Source organism: Herpetosiphon sp. (assembly GCF_003512625.1).
Classification (GTDB): Bacteria; Chloroflexota; Chloroflexia; order Chloroflexales; family Herpetosiphonaceae; genus Herpetosiphon; species Herpetosiphon aurantiacus.
Window position 1 is genome coordinate 1 of sequence record NZ_DOPT01000012.1, and the last position, 18,068, is coordinate 18,068.

Here is an 18,068-nt window from a genome sequence, read left to right on the forward strand (position 1 = left end):
CGGGACGGAAGGGTGGTGATCAAATCTACCCTTGAAAAGCAACACCTCCCGTATTTCCCTCCGACGAAGGGGCGAAAGGATTGCAAACTATCAACATGGACTAATCAATCTGGCTCAGTTGATTATCTTGCCATTTGATATGGCCGCGCAGCAGCAACGAGGCCGAGCGCAGCTTGTAGATCATATCGTTGATAAAGTTACGCATAATGCGATAGCCAATCGCGGTGTTGGTGTCGCAGAGCGTCGAAAGTTCTGGGCCGTTGATCACTAACAAGGTGGTTGGATTCATGCTGGCAACCGCTGTAGCCGAACGGCTGCCACCGCCCAGCATGGCAATTTCGCCAAAAGCTTGCCCTTCGTAAGCGGTGTTGATCGTTGATAAACGATGTTGGCCGTCGGAGCCACGGGTTTGGACTTGAATTTCCACCGCACCATCGTGAACCACATACAAATCGTCGCCGTCACTATCTTCGCGGAAGATGATTTGGCCTTTTTTGGCCTTGGCAACTTTGCACAATTGGGCAATTTGGCTTAACTCGAGATCGTTTAGCCCAGCAAAAATATCGACGCGACGTAATACTGCAATCACACTACTATTCATCATTCCTCCGGCCTGGTTGGGGCGAGAATAAAAAGGCATCGAGATCGAGGGTGGTTTGGGTTGTGTTGGTTTCATGTTTTTCAGGGATAAAGCGCGGAATGGCGATGCAAAAGCGTGCGCCGCCGCTCGGAGCGCTATCAACCCAAATTCGCCCATTGTGCAGTGTAATAATTTCGCGACATAAATACAAGCCTAAACCCAAACCTTCGGTGCTCGATCCGGTACGGCGAATCCCCGGCACTCTGTAGTAGCGTTCAAACAAACGTTCGCGTTGGCCTTGTGGAATGCCTGGCCCTTGATCATCAACTTGGACATAGCCAAATTGTTCATCGCTAAACACTTGCACCCAAATGTTGGTTTGTTGCGGGCTATAGCGAATTGCATTAGTCAGAAAATTGGTAGCAACTTGGCGCAATTTTAGCGAATCGCCATAGACGACGCTCTGGTTGAGTTGCTCAAAATGTAAGGTATGATTGTTGGCGGTTTGGCGAGCATGGGTCACAACTGAATCAAGCAAGATCCCCAAATCAACCGCATCAAGCTGAATCGTATAGCGCTCGGCATCAATTCGTGAAACATCAAGCAAATTATCGACCAACTGCACCATAATATTGACTTGCTGGCTCAAGGTGATAAAGCCGCGCAAATCACGGCCTTCGCTGGCTTGCTTCAACTCGCGGCGCAGCAACAAATCGCTGTAGCCTTTGATTGCCGCCAGTGGTGAGCGCAGTTCGTGAGCAGCAACCGCTAAAAACTCATCCTTGGCCTCTTCCAAACGGCGTTGCTCGGTAATATCGCGAAACACGATTACTGCACCATCAAACGATGTTTCAGTACTATCAATTAATACTGAACGGCGCAACGGTGCACCGCTGAAGCTCAGCACCACATCTTGGTCTTGGCTGCCTGGCACAATTAAACGATAATCGCGGAACACTTCACCAGCCAAAGCGCGGGCAAATGGCAGCATATCAGCTTCGACAAACGTGCCATCAAGGTAGCGTGCGCCCGATTCGCTGCTGGTGGCTAAGGTGGGCAGAATTGAAATTTCCACCAAGCCCGCTGCGGTTTCGTTGGCCAGAATTAATTCGCCAACGCCATTACAAATTGCCACGCCATCAGCGATCGATTCGATCACCGTGCCCAGCCGTTGGCGTTCGCGTTGGCTTTCTTCGTATAAACGGGTATTGGCAATCGCGATGCCAATTTGCGAACCCATCGAAACCAGCGAAGGCCAATCGATATTATTCGAGAGCGTTTGGTAATTGCCATATAACACCAAAACCCCGACGATTGTGCCCCCAGCCAGCAAAGGCATGGCAGCGCGACCCATAATATCCTCGCCAAGATCGCTGGTGCTGATCACGGGTCGCAAGGTTGGCTGGCCGTAGTAAACGACATCTTCCAACACGCTGTTGGCTTGGCTCGAACCAAGGAGCAAAGCCTCGCGTTGCGGGAGTTGATGTTGCGCGGCTAAAGTCATGCTACGGCCACCAGGCGAGGCCAAACAAATTGCCCCACCATTGGCGCTGACTACCTCAATCACCACCAACAGCGCCACATTTAAGAGGTCGGGCAAGTCGGAAGAGGTGCTAATCGCGGTAACGACGGCATCGAGGGCGGCCAAACGGCGGCGCTGGCTACGGGCATCGGCCTGTTGACGCACTAACTGCAACAACGAACCAAGCTGATCAAGGGTTGGTTGTAGCCAAGCAGCCGAGTTAGCATTGATGCTGGGCTTGCTACTGAAAAGCTCAATCACGCCGCTGGGTCGCCCATTGCCGCCCAGCGTGAAACCGGTTACTTGAAATGAAATTGGCAGGAGCGCTCGCCAGCGATTGAATAAGGCCTCGCGGCGGCGACCCAATGCGCCAAACATGCTGCGATATTCGTCGGCGTTGCGGGCGCTGATCGCATGGCCTTCACTGACCACACGCCCAGCCAACGCCTCGCCGCTGCGCACTTGCAAAGCACTTAAGGCCTCGCGATCATCTGCACTAAAATCTTCGTGGTTGGCATTATTGAAGTGGCTTAGTAGGTAACGATGTGAAGTAGGACTATAAAACCACACTGCAATGGCATCAACAGCTAAAACCTGGCGCAATTTGGCACTGGCAGCAGTGATCAATCGCGCTGGATCATCAACATTCATAATATCGTTCATGACCCGTGAGAGCGCTAGCAGTCGCGCCTGAATCCGTTTGCTGCGCATAGTTTGGAGCTGTTGATGGCCGCGTTGCCGTGATCGTTCAGTCATCGCCGCTGTTCCTCGTCCCACGCAATGTTCCACGCGACTGCTCGCCGTAAACCATCGGCTAAAGCAACTTGGGGCGTGTAACCCAAGAGTTGGCGTGCTCGCCCGATGTTGGCCACATAGTAGGTTACTTCACCAGCGAGTTTTGACGGTTGCACGTTAATCGTTGCTTCAATTTGCAGAGCCTCGGCGATCAATTCGGCCATACGAACCAAGGTATTGCCTTCACCATAGGCTAAATTAAAGGTCTGATTGGCAACTTGGCCACTGACAATTCGCTCGATTCCGCGCACAATCCCATCGACACAATCATCGACATAGGTGAAATCGAGGGTTTTTTCACGCCCAAAGACGGTCACAGGTTGGCCGTCGCGCATGCGGCGAATGAACAAGGGAATTACCCGCTCCATGCGTTCGATGTCGTTATCGTAGCGCCCATAGACATTCGAGAAACGAAAAACCAAATAGGGCAAGTTGTAACATCGGGCATAGGAATAGATAAATGCTTCGCCGCTGATTTTTGAGGCCGAATAGGGGCTTTCGGTATAGACGAAATCGGCTTGGGCTTCTTCGGTTAAGTAGCGATGAATATCACCATAGACTTCGCGTGATGAGCTAAAAATGATTGGAACTTGTTGATGGCGACAGTATTCCAATACGTTGTAGGTGGTCATCACATTTTCCAACGCTCGATGGGGGTAGGTTACTAGTTCGTGGACTTTGGCATTGGCCGCCAAATGCACCACAACATCAGGCTTAGGATAGGGCACGCCGCCGATTCCGCCTTGGAAATCGCGGTAGGGTGCGCCAAGATCCTGAATCACATACTCAAAGGCTTTTGTCCACGTGTTGACCCGTTGATCAACCCCAAACACTTCATGGCCATCTGCGAGAAGGCGTAGCGCCAAATTGGTGCCAATCTGCCCACTGGAACCTGTGATCAAAACCAACACGGGAGACTCCTTGATTAGTATGTTGTGGCTGCGATTATAGCATGCGGATTTGGCTATGTGGAATGTGCCAGCCCACTGCACGCCGTACATGGGCTGGCAGCAGCGTTTTAGGCTTGTTGGTCGAGATAGGCGGCGATTAATCCTTCAACTTCGCCAGCTTCGGCGTGGCGTTCGGTTTGCAGTTTGCTATAGAGCAGTTGCCCATTAACTTCAACTTCAAAACAACCACCTTTGGCCGGAATCAGGCTCAGTTGCTGAATCGCTTGCCGATGGATTTCCAACAGTTGGGCTGCCAAACTGACAGCACGCGGGGTGTAGTTTCAATACATGCAAAAGGTAATGGTGATTTGCATAGGTTGTCTCCTAAATCAATCAAAGCATACAATTATTATAAGCCTGATCCGTAGAGCAAAGAACATAGCGCCTAGAACAGACATATATTCGGTGATCGAGGATCAGCATTTAACGCAGCGGCGCAGAGGCTATGAGCGGTCAGGGGTTAAGCATCAGCCAATAAGCATTGAAGCGTAATCATAATAATCTGTGCTAATCTGTGGCTAAAACAGTTTTCGCATTCTTCGCTGTTTAATAGAAATTTTTGCTGCTCACACCACGTCTTGCTGCTGAAAAGAACATAGAACATAGAGCATAAAACATACAGGGATTTTAAACATCATTCGTGCAATTCGTGTAATTCGTGGCTAAAAAGCCATCTTTGTGCTCTTCGTACTCTGTGTGGATCAAAAGCGCTCTTTGATCGCTAGCGATTCTGGAGAGCTTACAGTACACTTTTGAGCAAGGGCTTAATTAACTTAATTAAAAGGATCAACACGATGTCAAGTGCAATTTTATGGATTTCAATCGCAGTCGTGATGGGCTTAATGCTGTGGAGTTGGAGTAAACGCTCCGAACGCCCCAGCAGCATGATCAACTTCAATCAACCACCAATCAAACCAACGCAAACACCAAGTTTCGATTCAGCCAAACTTGATCAAGCTCAAATTCAGCTGTTGCTAAGCCAAGGCAAAAAGCTTGAGGCCATCAAACACGTTCGGCTCCAAACGAGCCTTGGCCTAAAAGAAGCCAAAGATTATGTCGAAGCAATCGAGCGTGGCCAAAGCCCGCTTAGCCCAGTCGTGGTTGAGCCACCAGTGCTGCAACTTCCCGAAGATCTCTTGCGTGAAGCCCAAATTGTTGCCCAGCAAGGCAATAAAATTCAGGCGATCAAAATGGTGCGTGAAGCAACCAAACTGAGCTTGAAAGAAGCCAAGGATTTGGTCGAAAGTTGGTAGAACGAAACCACGCTGGGCCAGAATCCAGCGTGGTTTTGAGGCATGGTTGCGTCAAGGCGACGCGAGGAGATCCGACAAGCTAGGCTTGTCCGCTGATCAGGCGTTTTTAGCACGCACCGCTAAGGCATGCTCAATCGCCCAGATTGATTGTGGTCGCATGTACATGCTGGCACGGAAAGTTCGTTCGATGCCCCATGCTTCCGGTGTGCGAAACCACAATCCAAGTTCATTATAGGTGGCGTTATAGGCTCCCCAAGCGGTTTGCCAGCCTTCAAGATCAAGCCCTTCTTGCAGCATCATGGCCGCAATCGCATAGGTCGTGCCGCTCCAAACTTCGCTGGCTTGGTTGGAGCTGGTATCAACCGTGCCATCTGGATGCATGCCGTTGACTGCACCCAATGCGCCGTTGGCATATTGCATGACGTTGAAGCGATAGACCGTTTGCAAGGCCGAGCGAATCATCTCGCGTGGAGCAACCGCTGGCAAGCCAATTGCGCCTGCATACCATTGGCCCACCAATTGATCGGCCATAATCACTTCGCGCAAATCAGTATCAGCGGTGTGATAGCGGAAGTAAGTACCATTCCAAAGCTTAGTTTCAAAACTTTGGCGAGCCGCGGCCAGCCATTCACTCCAAGCATCGGCTTGGGCATGGTCGCCCATGCGTTGGGCTAGGCGAATCGCAGCTTCCAAGGCACAAATCAGCAAGCTTGCCGAATAGCTGGCCGCGCCGCTCATGGCCCAGGTATCGTAGGTTTGGTCGGCTCCACTATGGTCGAGCAAGCCATCGCCATCACTATCGAATTGATGCACATATTCTAAAGCAGTTGGAATTGTGTCCCAAGTTGCTTCCAGCATGGCCTGATCGTTCCACAAGCTCACATCACGATAGATTCGCAAAATATACTTGAGGTTGAGATCTTTCCAGTTATTGATATCTTGGAAGTCGTAGGCATTGGTTTTGATTAATGGTTGCTCTTTGGGCGCACCAAGATCATGCGGCAATGCGCCAGCGGCCTTGCGAATTGCTGGGACTTGAGTTGCCACAATTGTGACAACGGTATCATCAGCATCGTTAACCGTTTTGGAGAAGGCCAAAATCTCGCCGCGTTCAAGCTCTGGCCACAAGGCCAAGATGCTCCACGAGCTGTAGAACGACACATCGAGCGTGCCATAGAACGGGTAGTCGTAGCATTCGAGGTAGCTGAACAAGCCCACATCATCAGCCGCAGGCTCCGGCCCGCCAACCGCCCGATCAACCCACAACGTACCACCATCAACCAAATAATAGAGTTCGTTAAAAAGAGCAGATTTATACCAAAATGGCCGTTGATCATCAGCAAGAATGGGGTTTTGCCATGCTTCAATTGCTGTACGCCAAGCATCAGCATTGGTCAAACTAGCAACCGCCAAGGCTTGAGCTTGATCGCCGTTCGTGCCCCAAAAACGGGTATAGCGCTTGTACCAGCGGCTTTGATCAGCAAACTCGACAATTGGAAAATCCCAAGCGAGGCTGAAGGGAATCACGGCGCTAGCACCAGGCGCTAATTCGAGGGTGACGGCAATTGCCGTTGCGCTGCGTTGATCGGCAGCAACTTTTTGGCTGGTTGGATAGTCGGCTAATTGGCCGTCACTGGCAAAATCTTGCCAGAGCGCGGCAGCATCTTGCGCAACATCCCAGCATGTCCATTGACTGACGCTGGCCGATTCGGGGGCTTGCACCGCCAAAGCCCAAGTGCCATTATGGCTGCTCAAGGCTTGATCGCTGGTTTGGGTCAAGGTTACGCCGCTGGTGTTACCGTCGTTCCAAGCGCTGTGTTGGCGTTGCAAGCTTAAGCCAGCAGCTTCGACCGCACGGGTATGTTCCCATGTCAGCATCAATCCCAAACGCACGGTTTCGCTGCCACGATTGGTTACGCGCCAGGTAAACACGCCAACGGGAAAGCTGCTTTCCTTGAGATTACCCGCCAAAACAGGCGAAAATTGCTCTTGAACCAATTCCAGTGGCCAATCGGGGTGTTGATAATCGAACCAAGCGCGGGGGAAAAGTGCATGATAATTGCCAGCGCCAACTGGATAATTCCAGTTCCAGCTACTCAATTCATCGGTATCTGGTTGGGTCGTGCATAAAACTTGGGCGGCTTGTTGACTGGCGGTTTGCCAGAAAACACTCCATTGATTCGGCCAAACGCTGCGATGTACGTGCTTGCCAACCTCTAAATGCCAGCGTGACCAATCGCCGCGAAAGTTGCGGCCAATCGCCCCGCTACCCATGCCACCAATTGGCAAACCATGAAAGACTCCATCGTCAATAATCGGCCCATGATCGTGGGCGGCAATCGCCGCATTCGGATAATCGAGGCCAAGTGGGCGTTGCCACGCAGCGAGAGGAATTGAGGAATGGTGGCGTTGTTCGGTCATGATCCTGTGCTCCTATGTTTGGGTGCTGTGCCCAAACACTGATCGATACAGATACAAATCGGCGTGCAGACCTCAGCAACGCCAAAGTCTACACGCCTTTGTTCTGGTTGTTGAGAAAATAAATCTATTTGACTGCGCCAGCAGTGAGGCCAGCGATAAAACGCTTTTGCAATAGGAAGAACATCGCAGCAACTGGCAGAATAATCACCACCGAGGCTGCCGAAAGCAACTCGTAGCGATTTTGCGAGCCAGCCACCCCCGTAAATTGGCGAATCCCGACCGGAATCGTTTGAACATTCAAGACCCATGCGAACAACAATTCGTCCCATGCAGTCAAGAACACAAAGATCGCGGTTGAAATCACGCCTGGGCCTGCCAATGGCATAACGATATAGACAAAAGCTTGGAAGCGAGTTGCCCCATCGACCATGGCCTGTTCTTCCAAATCTATCGGAATCGTCGCAAAGAAACTGCGCTGAATCCAGAGCGAGATTGGCAAAAAGAACCCAACATACAGCACAATCGCGCCAAAATTGGTGCCAATCAAAGGAATTCCAAGGTTATTTTTCATCCAAAGGAAGGTCATATACAACGGAATCAGGAACAGCGTGCCAGGCACTAATTGGGTTCCCAAAATCGCCATACTCAACCCGCCAGCACCCGGGAAGCGGAATCGTGCCAAGGCATAGCCCGACATCGATGCCAAAATCGTGACAACCAAGGTGGTAATGCCACAAATAATTAAGCTATTGCTGAAATATGTACCAAACTTAACCCGTGTCCACATCTCGCTATAATTTTCAAATCGCCAGTCGCTTGGAAAGAAATTACTGCCAACTGCGAACTCTTCACGCGATTTGAATGAGCCAACCACCAAGAAGATAATTGGCAACAACATCAAGGCAATGATCACCAGCAATAGGATATCGCCACCACGATCAAGTAACCATGCTTTGTAATTGATCGTTGCGCGTGCAGGTCGGGCCGATTCGGCCTTTTTACTGAGCGAAACACCCATAAACGGCCTCCTTATTCAGCCCGCAAGCTATCGCGGAATGCACGATACCAAATGCCAACAAAGACCAACAGCATGCCCATCAGAATCACTGAGGCTGCCGAACCAAATCCATATAAGTGACGTTCCCATGTTTGGCGAGTAATTGCTGGTACGAGCAAGTCGGCGTATTCGCCTGCGAAACCGGTACCACCGCCGAACATTTGCACGGCAATATTATAGCCACCATAGAAACCGTTAATCAAGCCAAACAACACTTGGGTTCCGGCAATTGGCTTAATCAACGGCAAGGTAATATGGCGAAAGCGCTGCCAGCCGTTAGCTCCATCGAGCGAAGCTGCTTCATAGAGGTCGGTTGGAATCACCTGAATTGCCGCGAGGAACATAATTGTGGTGAAGGGTAAACCACGCCAAACCGTGGCAATCACCAAAGCATACAAGGAATTCGGGCCAATCAACCAAGTTACTGGGGTATCAACGATATTCAAGCCAAGCAAGATTTTATTGGCAAGGCCACCTTGTTCGAGCCAAATAAAGTTGAAGATTGTCCCAGTCACGAAGGTTGGCACAACCCACGGCAACAACACGAGGGTGCGGGCAATCCCACGCCAGCGGAATTCACGATTCAGCAGCATGGCCAGAATCAAGCCCAAGCCGAGTGTGCCAATATTGGTCCAAATGGTATAGACTAATGTATTTGAGGCAGCATTAATTAGGCCTGTTACCCGCGAGCTTGCGCCAGCTTCACCAATGCCAAAGATCGCGTTGAAGACTTCGATGTAGTATTTTAGCCCAACAAATGGTGCTTTGAGATAGAGGGTTAAGGTTGTAAGGCGAACATCGAGGAGTGAAAGATACAACCCTTGGACAATCGGAATCAAGTGCACAATCATCATCGCCACAAAGGTTGGAGCGATAAATTTATATGCTAGGCTGTTTTGCCGAATCCGTTGCCAGAGTGAGAGTTTATTTTTTTTTGGTGCCAGAGCCATAAACGTCGCTCCATTGCGTGGATGCAGTGGTGGGCGTGGCGCAGTGAGCAAACACCCTGCGCCACGTCACTCGTCCGATTAGTTACCCAACAATTCGTTGACAGTTTGAGCAGCTTGATCCAAGCGGGTCTTGACGACTTCAGCGCTAACTGGACCGCCAGCGGTTGCTACATCGTCCCAGAGTGAACCAAGTTGTTCGTTGAGAACGCTCTCGACTTGACCCCATTCAGCGATTGGAGCTGAGGTTTTGCCCTTAGCAGCAGCGGCGATGAAGACGCTGTACAAGGCATCGCTGGCGATGCTAGCATCGGCTTGAGCGGTCTTGGTTGCTGGCAACATCCCGATGGCTTGGCTATAGCGCAATTGTGATTCGTTAGCAGCCAAGAATTGCACGAACTTGACAGCGGCATCGGCGTTTTCGCAGCTCTTCAAGATGGCCAAGTTGCTACCACCAACGAAGGTGTATGAGCCACCAGGGCCAGCTGGGAATTCGGCGTAGGCCAAGTTATCGGCCACGGTGCGGTTAGCCCAGCCACCAGCGTCGGCAGCAGTGCGAGCGTTGCTGATCAACCATGGGCCAGTGATTGCGCTAAAGGTGCGGCCATCGCCAAAGCTGGCATCAACTTGGGCTGAGTTCAATTCCAAGGTATTGGTAACGGTCAATTTGCTGCTGTAGAGGTTAGCAAATTCTGAAACCCCAGCCACAGCTGCTTCTGAGTTGAAGGTTGCTTCGCTGAGATCGCTGCTCAACAAATCGCCACCGCTGTTCCAAATCCACATTGAGCTATTTTGCCAAACGTTCCAGTCGTTGCGGCCTGGGAAAGCGATCCCAGCAACGTCAGGATTTTGTTCTTGGATGGTAGCCAAGGTCGTTTTGAAGCTGGCCCAATCCTTGAAGGCTTCTTCTGGCTTCAAGCCAGCTTTTTCCAACAAGTCTTTGCGATAGGCCAAGGCGCGAACATCAGCAAACCATGGAATCGAGAATGTACCTTCCATACCTTGCAATTGTGAGGTTGCCCATGAAGCGGCGACGAAGCTATCGCTGCCACCCATAGCGGTGATTTCTTCTTCGGTGAATGGGCGTAAGCCACCCATTGCCGCAAAGGTTGGGTTCCAGGTCGTACCCAATTGGGTAATACATGGGCCTTCACCACCTTGAACCGAGGTTTGGATGCGTTGGAAAGCTGCACCCCAGTCGAGCATTTCTGGCTCAACGTTAATGCCGGGGTTAGCTTTTTCGAAGGCATCGATTTCAGCTTGGATGGCATCGGCTGGAGCAGCACCGTTAGGCATGTGCCACAGCTTCAAGGTAACAACATCGCCACCAGCTGGCTCAGCGGTTGCTGGTTCAGCGGTTGCGGCAACTTCGGTTGGAGCATCAGCAGCAGTTGGTTCAACTTGAGCCGCAGTCGTAGCGGTAGCAGCTGGAGCAGTGGTTGCAGTGGGAGCGGTCTCAGCTCCACCACAAGCAACCAAGATCATTGAAATCAGAGTTAAGAGGCTTAGCCAAGTAATAAACGGACGGCGTGAGCGTTGCATACGAATCCTCCTTGATTCCGGCGTTGAGTGGGTTGAACATCAGTGTCCATTCGAACTCATTTGGGATCGCTCCCAAAAACTCCCGTGTTCGACAGACCATGCGATCTAGTGAATCCGTGGGTGCTGTTTAGGCGACCCGTGGCCCGCACGATTGGCGTAAGACTAACGAAGGTGAGAGACGGAAGTGTTGCTGGAGCGGTGGTCGCCCTTCGAGATGGTCAAGCAACATCGTGGCGGCGGTACTACCAAGCTTCTGAATTGGTTGGTGAATCGTCGTCAGGGCGGGGGTTGTATAGGCCGCGCCTGGCACATCATCAAAGCCGATCAGCGAAATATCGTGGGGAGCATGTAACCCGGCCTCGTAAATAGCCCGTAAGGCTCCTAATGCCATGGTGTCGCTGGCCACAAAGACAGCGCTTGGTCGCTGTTCAAGGCTGAGCAATTGGCGCATTGCAGCATAGCCACCCTCTTGGGTAAATTCGCCCTCGATCATCAACGAATGCTCGATGGCAACGCCTGCTTGCAATAACGCTTGCTTATAGCCGTCACGGCGATCAATGGCGGTTTTCATCTGCAGTAGGCCTGTAATCGCCCCAATCCGTCGATGGCCAAGTTGCAATAAATGGCTGACTGCTAGCACTGCCCCGGCCCGATTTGCCACGTCAACGGTATACATTGGCTGCATATACGGGTGTTCGCCGATTAAGACCAACGGCATTTGGTCGTTAATCAGCAAGGGTAACACTGGGTCATCAATATCGCTCGAAAGCATCAACAGACCGTCGGTCATCCGACTGCGTAATACCCGCTGATAGAAATCCCGTTCTTGGGTGCCAGTCACCATCGAAAGCATCACCGAATAATCCCGCTCAGAACAGGTTTCGGTAATTCCTTGGATGATTAATGGGAAGAATGGGTCAGTGAAGATAATTGCCGAGCTGCGTGGGATCAACAGGGTCACCACATTGGTTCGGCGGCTTGCCAGACTACGAGCGGCTGCCTGCGGAACATAGTCTTGTTCGCGAATAACTTCCAACACCCGTTGTCGCACTTCGGGCCGCACGCTGGGATGATTGTTGATTACCCGCGAAACGGTCGAGCGTGAAACATTGGCAAGTTGGGCTATTTGGCGAATCGTGAGTTGTTCCACGGCGAAACCCCACAAACTGATTTAAATTACTTTGGAACCGGTCTCAGAAGTCTTAGGGAGAGAATAAAAGATCTTATGTATTTTGTCAAGCAGGTGTTTTCTGAAAACACGCTCTAGCTCTCTTAATAGGTATGTAGTAGCTTTTTAGCGCTTCAGAAGAGCCTAAATCCAAATCTAAAAACTTTTTAAAATTTACGCTTGACAAGTCGCAATGAATCATTTAGGATATTTTTACTTTCATAACAAACTGTGCTTGGGAGCGATCTCATTCCACTACTGCATCACTCTCCTCTCTCCTAGCCTCGCAGCAAGCGCTTGATTTCATGGCATTGGGAGCGGTCTCAATGTTAAATCAAGCCAACCTGACCGCAACCACAGTGACCATGGCCGTCCTGATGTGCCAAGCAGCACACCAGCCAATGCAAACAAAATGCCTTCAATGCAGGAAGGAGTATCCAATGATGAGTACACCGCTCGAACGTTCGAGCCGACGCTGGCGGATTATCGCCGGATTCGTTGCTTGTTTGCTGATTGCAGGGTTAATTATTAGCCCAACCACCCCCACCAAAGCCGCCGAGCCACTCTATCGCTATGGCGAGGCGCTGCAAAAGTCCTTTTTCTTCTACGAAGCTCAACAAGCTGGGCCAAAACCAAGCTGGAATCGCGTTTCATGGCGCGGCGATTCGGTGCTTACCGATGGCGCTGATGTTGGTCTCAATCTCAGCGGCGGCTGGTTCGACGCAGGCGATCACGTCAAATTTGGCTTTCCAATGGCGGCTTCGGCCACAATGCTGGCGTGGGGCGCGGTCGAATATCGCGATGCCTATGCCCAAAGCGGCCAACTCGACGAATTGCTGAACAATTTGCGCTTCGTCAACAACTACTTCATCAATGCCCATCCCTCGCCAAATGTGCTTTATGGACAAGTTGGCAATGGCGGCAAAGACCACGCCTTCTGGGGACCAGCTGAAATTATTCACCTCGACGACCAAGCAGGCCCACGACCATCGTACAAAATTGATGCAACTTGTGGTGGCTCAGATTTGGCAGGCGAAACCGCCGCTGCCATGGCTGCCTCGTCGATGGTCTTTCGCCCAACCGACCCTGCTTATGCTGATACGCTCCTAAGCCATGCTCGCCAACTCTACACGTTTGCCGACACGGTGCGCGGCAAATATAGCGACTGTATCACCGACGCTACCTCGTTCTACAACTCGTGGAGCGGTTACAACGATGAGTTGGTTTGGGGCGCAATTTGGCTCTATCGCGCTACGGGCGAAGCCAGCTACCTGAGCAAGGCCGAGCAATATTATGCCAATCTCAGCACCGAACCCCAAAGCACAATCAAATCGTATCGTTGGAGCATCGCATGGGATGATAAATCCTATGGCTGTTATTTGTTGCTAGCCAAATTGACCGGCAAACAACAATACAAAGACGATACCGAACGCTGGTTGGATTATTGGACAGTCGGCTATAACGGCCAACGTGTTACCTATTCGCCAGGTGGCCTAGCACAGTTGGATACCTGGGGAGCCTTGCGCTACTCGGCCAACACCTCATTTGCCGCCTTTGTCTACAGCGATTACATCACCGATGCTACCAAAAAAGCTCGCTACCACGACTTTGCGGTCAGCCAAATCAACTATATGCTGGGCAGCAATCCTCGCAACAGCAGCTATGTGGTTGGCTTCGGCAATAATTCACCAGTCAATGTCCACCATCGCACCGCCCACGGCTCATGGACAGATTCATTGAGCAATCCAGTCAATCAACGCCACATTTTATATGGGGCTTTGGTTGGCGGCCCAGCCAAAGGTTCGGGCGATGCTTACACCGATAGCCGCAACGATTATGTGGCCAACGAAGTGGCGACCGACTACAACGCAGGTTTTACTAGCGCCTTGGCACGGATGTATAGTGAATTTGGCGGCGCACCACTCGCCAGCTTCCCACCAATCGAAACGCCTGAAGATGAATTTTTCGTGGAAGCCAAAGTTAATGCTTCAGGCCCACGCTTCATCGAAATTAGCGGCGTATTGCACAACCAAAGTGCTTGGCCGGCCCGCAACAGCACCAAACTCAGCTATCGCTACTTTGTCGATTTGAGCGAAGTGTTTGCCGCTGGCTATGGCTTGAGCGACGTTACGGTTAGCACAGCCTATACCCAAGGCTCAGGCGTTTCTAGCTTGAAGCAATGGGCTGGCACAATTTACTATGTCGAAATTGGCTTCAACGGAGTCAATGTCTACCCAGGTGGTCAATCTGAATCACGCAAAGAAGTGCAATTCCGACTTTCGTTGCCAACCAACACCAATGCCCAACAATGGGACAATACCAATGACTGGTCGTTCAACGGCGTTGGCACCAGCACCGATCGGGTCAAAACCCGCCGGATTCCGGTGTATGACAATGGCGTGAAGGTCTTTGGCGATGAGCCTGGTGGCAGCAACGTAACCCCAACCGCAACCAGCTTGCCAACCAACACGGCTACGCCAACCGTGCGCCCAACCAACACCGCAACCCCAACCACGGGGCCAAGCGCAACCCCAACTATTCGCCCAACCAACACGGCAACCCCAACTGTTGGCCCAAGCGCAACCCCAACCATCCGCCCGACCAATACACCCACGGCCTTGCCAACAAACACACCGTTGCCAACGAACACGCCAGTGGCTGGGGCATGCCAAGTCAAATATCGCGTTCCCAACGATTGGGGCAGCGGCTTCCTCGGCGATGTCACAATCACCAACGGCGGCGCAGCGATCAATAGTTGGAACTTGACTTGGAGCTTCGCAGGCAGCCAACAAATCACCAACCTCTGGAGTGGGGTGGTGAGCCAAACCGGCCAAAACGTGAGCGTCAGCAACGCTGGCTGGAATGGGAGCCTTGCCAATGGTGGCTCCGTCAACTTCGGCTTCCAAGCAACCAACAACGGAACCAATAGCATTCCTGCAAGCTTCAGCCTGAATGGGGCAGCTTGTACGATTGTGCCATAACCAACGAATTAGCCAAGCCTCGGCAATGGTTCGATTGAACAATCCGCGCTGTTTGATCCAACCATTGCCCTGAATTCGCTAAACCAGTTGTATGGAAATAGATAGCTCTGCCGTCGATTGGGCAGAGGTTCGCTTCGTATTGTCTCTGAACTTTTCATTTACCCAAGGAGTATGTATGTCTCGGCACTATTACGCCCGAGGGGCGATGCTGTTAGCGCTGCTAACGATGATTGGTGGCCTGTTGACCACCCAGAATGCCAAGCCAACCGCCGCCGCTGCCAGTTGTGTGGTCACCTATCGCATTCCCAACGATTGGGGCAGTGGCTTCCTCGGCGATGTTAATATTCAAAATAATGGTGCAGCCATCAGTAGCTGGACGGTTGGCTGGAGTTTCGCTGGCAATCAGCAAATTACCAACCTCTGGAGTGGGATTGTAACCCAAACTGGCAACCAAGTAAGCGTGCGTAACGCAGGCTGGAACGGCACGATCAGCAGTGGTGGTGCAGTCAACTTTGGCTTCCAAGGAACCTACAGCGGTGCTAATGCAATCCCAACGGTGTTTACATTAAATGGTGTGGTTTGTGGTGAAACGAATCCGAACCCAACCGCAACCACTCCACCAACCGCAACCACCCGCCCAACCAACACGGTAGTTGTACCAACCAATACACCACGGGCAACTAACACAACCGTACCACCAACTAATACGGCTGTGCCACCAACTAGCACAACTCGCCCAACTAATACGGCTGTGCCGCCAACCGCGACCAACGGCCCAACCAGCACGCCACGGCCCACCAATACCCCAACGGTTGTGCCACCAACCAGCACCCCAACCCAACCAGGCGATGATACCTACGATCAACGCTTCTTGGAAATGTATGCTGAGTTGAAGAACCCAGCTAATGGCTATTTCAGCCCTGAAGGTGTGCCCTACCACTCAATCGAAACCTTGATTGTCGAAGCTCCGGATTATGGCCACGAAACCACTTCCGAAGCCTATAGCTATTGGTTGTGGCTCGAAGCGATGTACGGTGAGGCAACTGGCAATTGGCAACCATTGGCCGATGCTTGGCGCAACATGGAAATGTACATCATTCCAACCAGCCAAGATCAACCAAGCAGTGGTTCGTATAATGCCAATAGCCCAGCCACCTATGCTGGCGAATGGGAATTACCCAGCCAATATCCATCACAATTGCAAACCAACGTTTCAGTTGGCCAAGACCCAATCGCCGCTGAATTGCGCTCGGCTTATGGCACCAGCGATGTCTATGGCATGCACTGGTTGCTCGACGTTGATAACTGGTATGGCTATGGCCGCCGTGGCGATGGCACCAGCAAACCATCATATATCAACACCTTCCAACGTGGCGCTCAAGAATCAGTTTGGGAAACCGTGCCCCATCCATCGTGGGAAAGTTTCAACGATGGCGGCCCCTTCGGCTTCTTGAACTTGTTCACTGGCGATGCGAGCTATGCCCGCCAATGGCGCTACACCAACGCCCCCGATGCTGATGCCCGTGCTGTCCAAGCGATTTACTGGGCCAAAGTATGGGCCGACGAACAAGGTGGCTCACCAATCGTCAATGGTTTGGTAACCAAGGCCGCCAAGATGGGCGACTACTTGCGCTACGCCTTCTTCGATAAGTACTTCAAGCAAATTGGCTGTACTTCAACTTCATGTCCAGCTGGTTCAGGCTACAGCAGCGCTCACTACCTATTGTCGTGGTACTACGCTTGGGGTGGTTCGATTGGCAATGGTGGTGGCTGGGCATGGCGCATCGGCAGCAGCCACAATCACTTTGGCTACCAAAACCCAATGGCAGCCTGGATTTTGGGCAGCCAACCAGCCTTCAAGCCAGCTTCAACCAACGGCGCTCGCGACTGGAACACCAGCTTGACCCGCCAAATCGAGTTCTATACTTGGTTGCAATCAAGCGAAGGTGCCATCGCTGGTGGTGCTACCAATAGCTGGAATGGCCGCTACGAAGCAGCCCCAGCCGGAACCAGCACCTTCTACAATATGGCCTACGACGAAAAACCAGTCTATCACGATCCCGCTAGCAACACCTGGTTTGGTTTCCAAGCTTGGTCGATGGAACGGGTCGCTGAATATTACTACGCTTCAGGCGATGTCAAAGCCAAGAACGTGCTCGATAAGTGGGTAACCTGGGCTTTGGCCAACACCACCTTGACCAGCAATGGCAGCTATGAAATTCCATCAACCTTGGCTTGGAGCGGCCAACCAGCTACCTGGAACGCCAGCAATCCAGCCGCTAACACCAACTTGCACGTCACGGTCGTCGATAAGACCCAAGACGTTGGTGTTGCCGCCGCCTATGCCAAAACCTTGATGTACTACAGCGCTGCAACCAAGCGCTATGGCACTCAACATGTCGCTTCACAAACCATGGCCAAAGAATTGATCGACCGTATGTGGTCAGAATACCGCGATGATAAGGGTGTTGCGAACCCCGAAACCCGCCGCGATTACAACCGCTTCGATGATCCAGTGTCAGTGCCAAACGGCTGGACTGGCACCATGGCCAATGGTGATCCAATCAACAATTCATCAACCTTCTTGAGCATTCGCACCAAGTACGAAGATGATCCAGCCTTCCCAGCCGTGCAAGCCTACCTAAACGGTGGCCCTGCTCCAACCTTCACCTACCACCGCTTCTGGGCCCAGGCCGATATCGCAATGGCTTACGCCGAATACGATCGCTTGTTCCAGTAAGCTCCCACGATGCTCGCTTGCGCCGGCTGGCGAGCATCGCTTAATAAATATTAACTTGGGACTTTTAGGCTATCCATTAAATATATTAATAAATAGTAGACTGAGGGCGGCA

General features: G+C 51.7%; 11 protein-coding genes and 1 pseudogene. 3 read left to right on the plus strand and 9 right to left on the minus strand.

The features are described from left to right. Positions 1–100: 100 nt before the first annotated feature. From DEF47_RS02305 to DEF47_RS02320, 4 genes and pseudogenes are all read right to left on the minus strand, one after another. The gene (locus DEF47_RS02305) at positions 101–589 is read right to left on the minus strand and encodes a cyclic nucleotide-binding domain-containing protein (protein ID WP_287044946.1); all 489 of its coding nucleotides are present in this window, start codon (positions 587–589) and stop codon (positions 101–103) included. A gap of 4 nt (positions 590–593) precedes the next feature. Next, positions 594–2,858 carry a GAF domain-containing sensor histidine kinase gene (locus DEF47_RS02310; protein ID WP_012187865.1) on the minus strand — a complete coding sequence of 755 codons (2,265 nt, stop codon included), beginning with the start codon at positions 2,856–2,858 and terminating at the stop codon, positions 594–596. Further along, on the minus strand, positions 2,855–3,808 hold the full coding sequence (locus DEF47_RS02315) for an NAD-dependent epimerase/dehydratase family protein (protein ID WP_012187864.1): 954 nt from the start codon (positions 3,806–3,808) through the stop codon (positions 2,855–2,857). The genes DEF47_RS02310 and DEF47_RS02315 overlap by 4 nt, the downstream gene beginning before the upstream one ends. A gap of 107 nt (positions 3,809–3,915) precedes the next feature. Beyond that, positions 3,916–4,116, minus strand: a pseudogene (locus DEF47_RS02320) (Rdx family protein); the annotation flags it as partial. Between the two features lie 525 nt (positions 4,117–4,641). Here DEF47_RS02320 and DEF47_RS02325 point away from each other — a divergent pair. Then, positions 4,642–5,100, plus strand: a complete 459-nt coding sequence (locus DEF47_RS02325; RefSeq protein WP_012187862.1) for a ribosomal protein bL12 — start codon at positions 4,642–4,644, stop codon at positions 5,098–5,100. A gap of 96 nt (positions 5,101–5,196) precedes the next feature. On the opposite strand, the gene DEF47_RS02330 is transcribed toward DEF47_RS02325, so the two are convergent. The 5 genes from DEF47_RS02330 to DEF47_RS02350 all read right to left on the minus strand — a co-directional run bounded on the left by DEF47_RS02330 (position 5,197) and on the right by DEF47_RS02350 (position 12,217). After that, a complete protein-coding gene (locus tag DEF47_RS02330; RefSeq protein ID WP_012187861.1) occupies positions 5,197–7,521 on the minus strand; it encodes a GH116 family glycosyl hydrolase in 2,325 nt (774 codons plus the stop codon). Between the two features lie 124 nt (positions 7,522–7,645). Then, positions 7,646–8,539, minus strand: coding sequence for a carbohydrate ABC transporter permease (locus DEF47_RS02335; RefSeq protein WP_012187860.1), 894 nt, complete (start codon positions 8,537–8,539; stop codon positions 7,646–7,648). 11 nt (positions 8,540–8,550) lie between these two features. Continuing rightward, positions 8,551–9,528: a carbohydrate ABC transporter permease gene (locus DEF47_RS02340; protein ID WP_012187859.1), complete on the minus strand. Its 978-nt coding sequence runs from the start codon at positions 9,526–9,528 to the stop codon at positions 8,551–8,553. Between the two features lie 78 nt (positions 9,529–9,606). Next, positions 9,607–11,067, minus strand: a complete 1,461-nt coding sequence (locus DEF47_RS02345) for a sugar ABC transporter substrate-binding protein (RefSeq protein WP_012187858.1) — start codon at positions 11,065–11,067, stop codon at positions 9,607–9,609. Between the two features lie 127 nt (positions 11,068–11,194). Further along, entirely contained in the window at positions 11,195–12,217 is a 1,023-nt protein-coding gene (locus DEF47_RS02350) for a LacI family DNA-binding transcriptional regulator (RefSeq protein WP_287044947.1), read from the minus strand. Between the two features lie 458 nt (positions 12,218–12,675). On the opposite strand from DEF47_RS02350, the gene DEF47_RS02355 reads away from it, so the two are divergent. Beyond that, entirely contained in the window at positions 12,676–15,216 is a 2,541-nt protein-coding gene (locus DEF47_RS02355) for a glycoside hydrolase family 9 protein (protein WP_012187856.1), read from the plus strand. A gap of 175 nt (positions 15,217–15,391) precedes the next feature. Continuing rightward, on the plus strand, positions 15,392–17,956 hold the full coding sequence (locus DEF47_RS02360) for a glycoside hydrolase family 48 protein (RefSeq protein ID WP_012187855.1): 2,565 nt from the start codon (positions 15,392–15,394) through the stop codon (positions 17,954–17,956). The last annotated feature ends 112 nt before the right edge of the window (positions 17,957–18,068 follow it).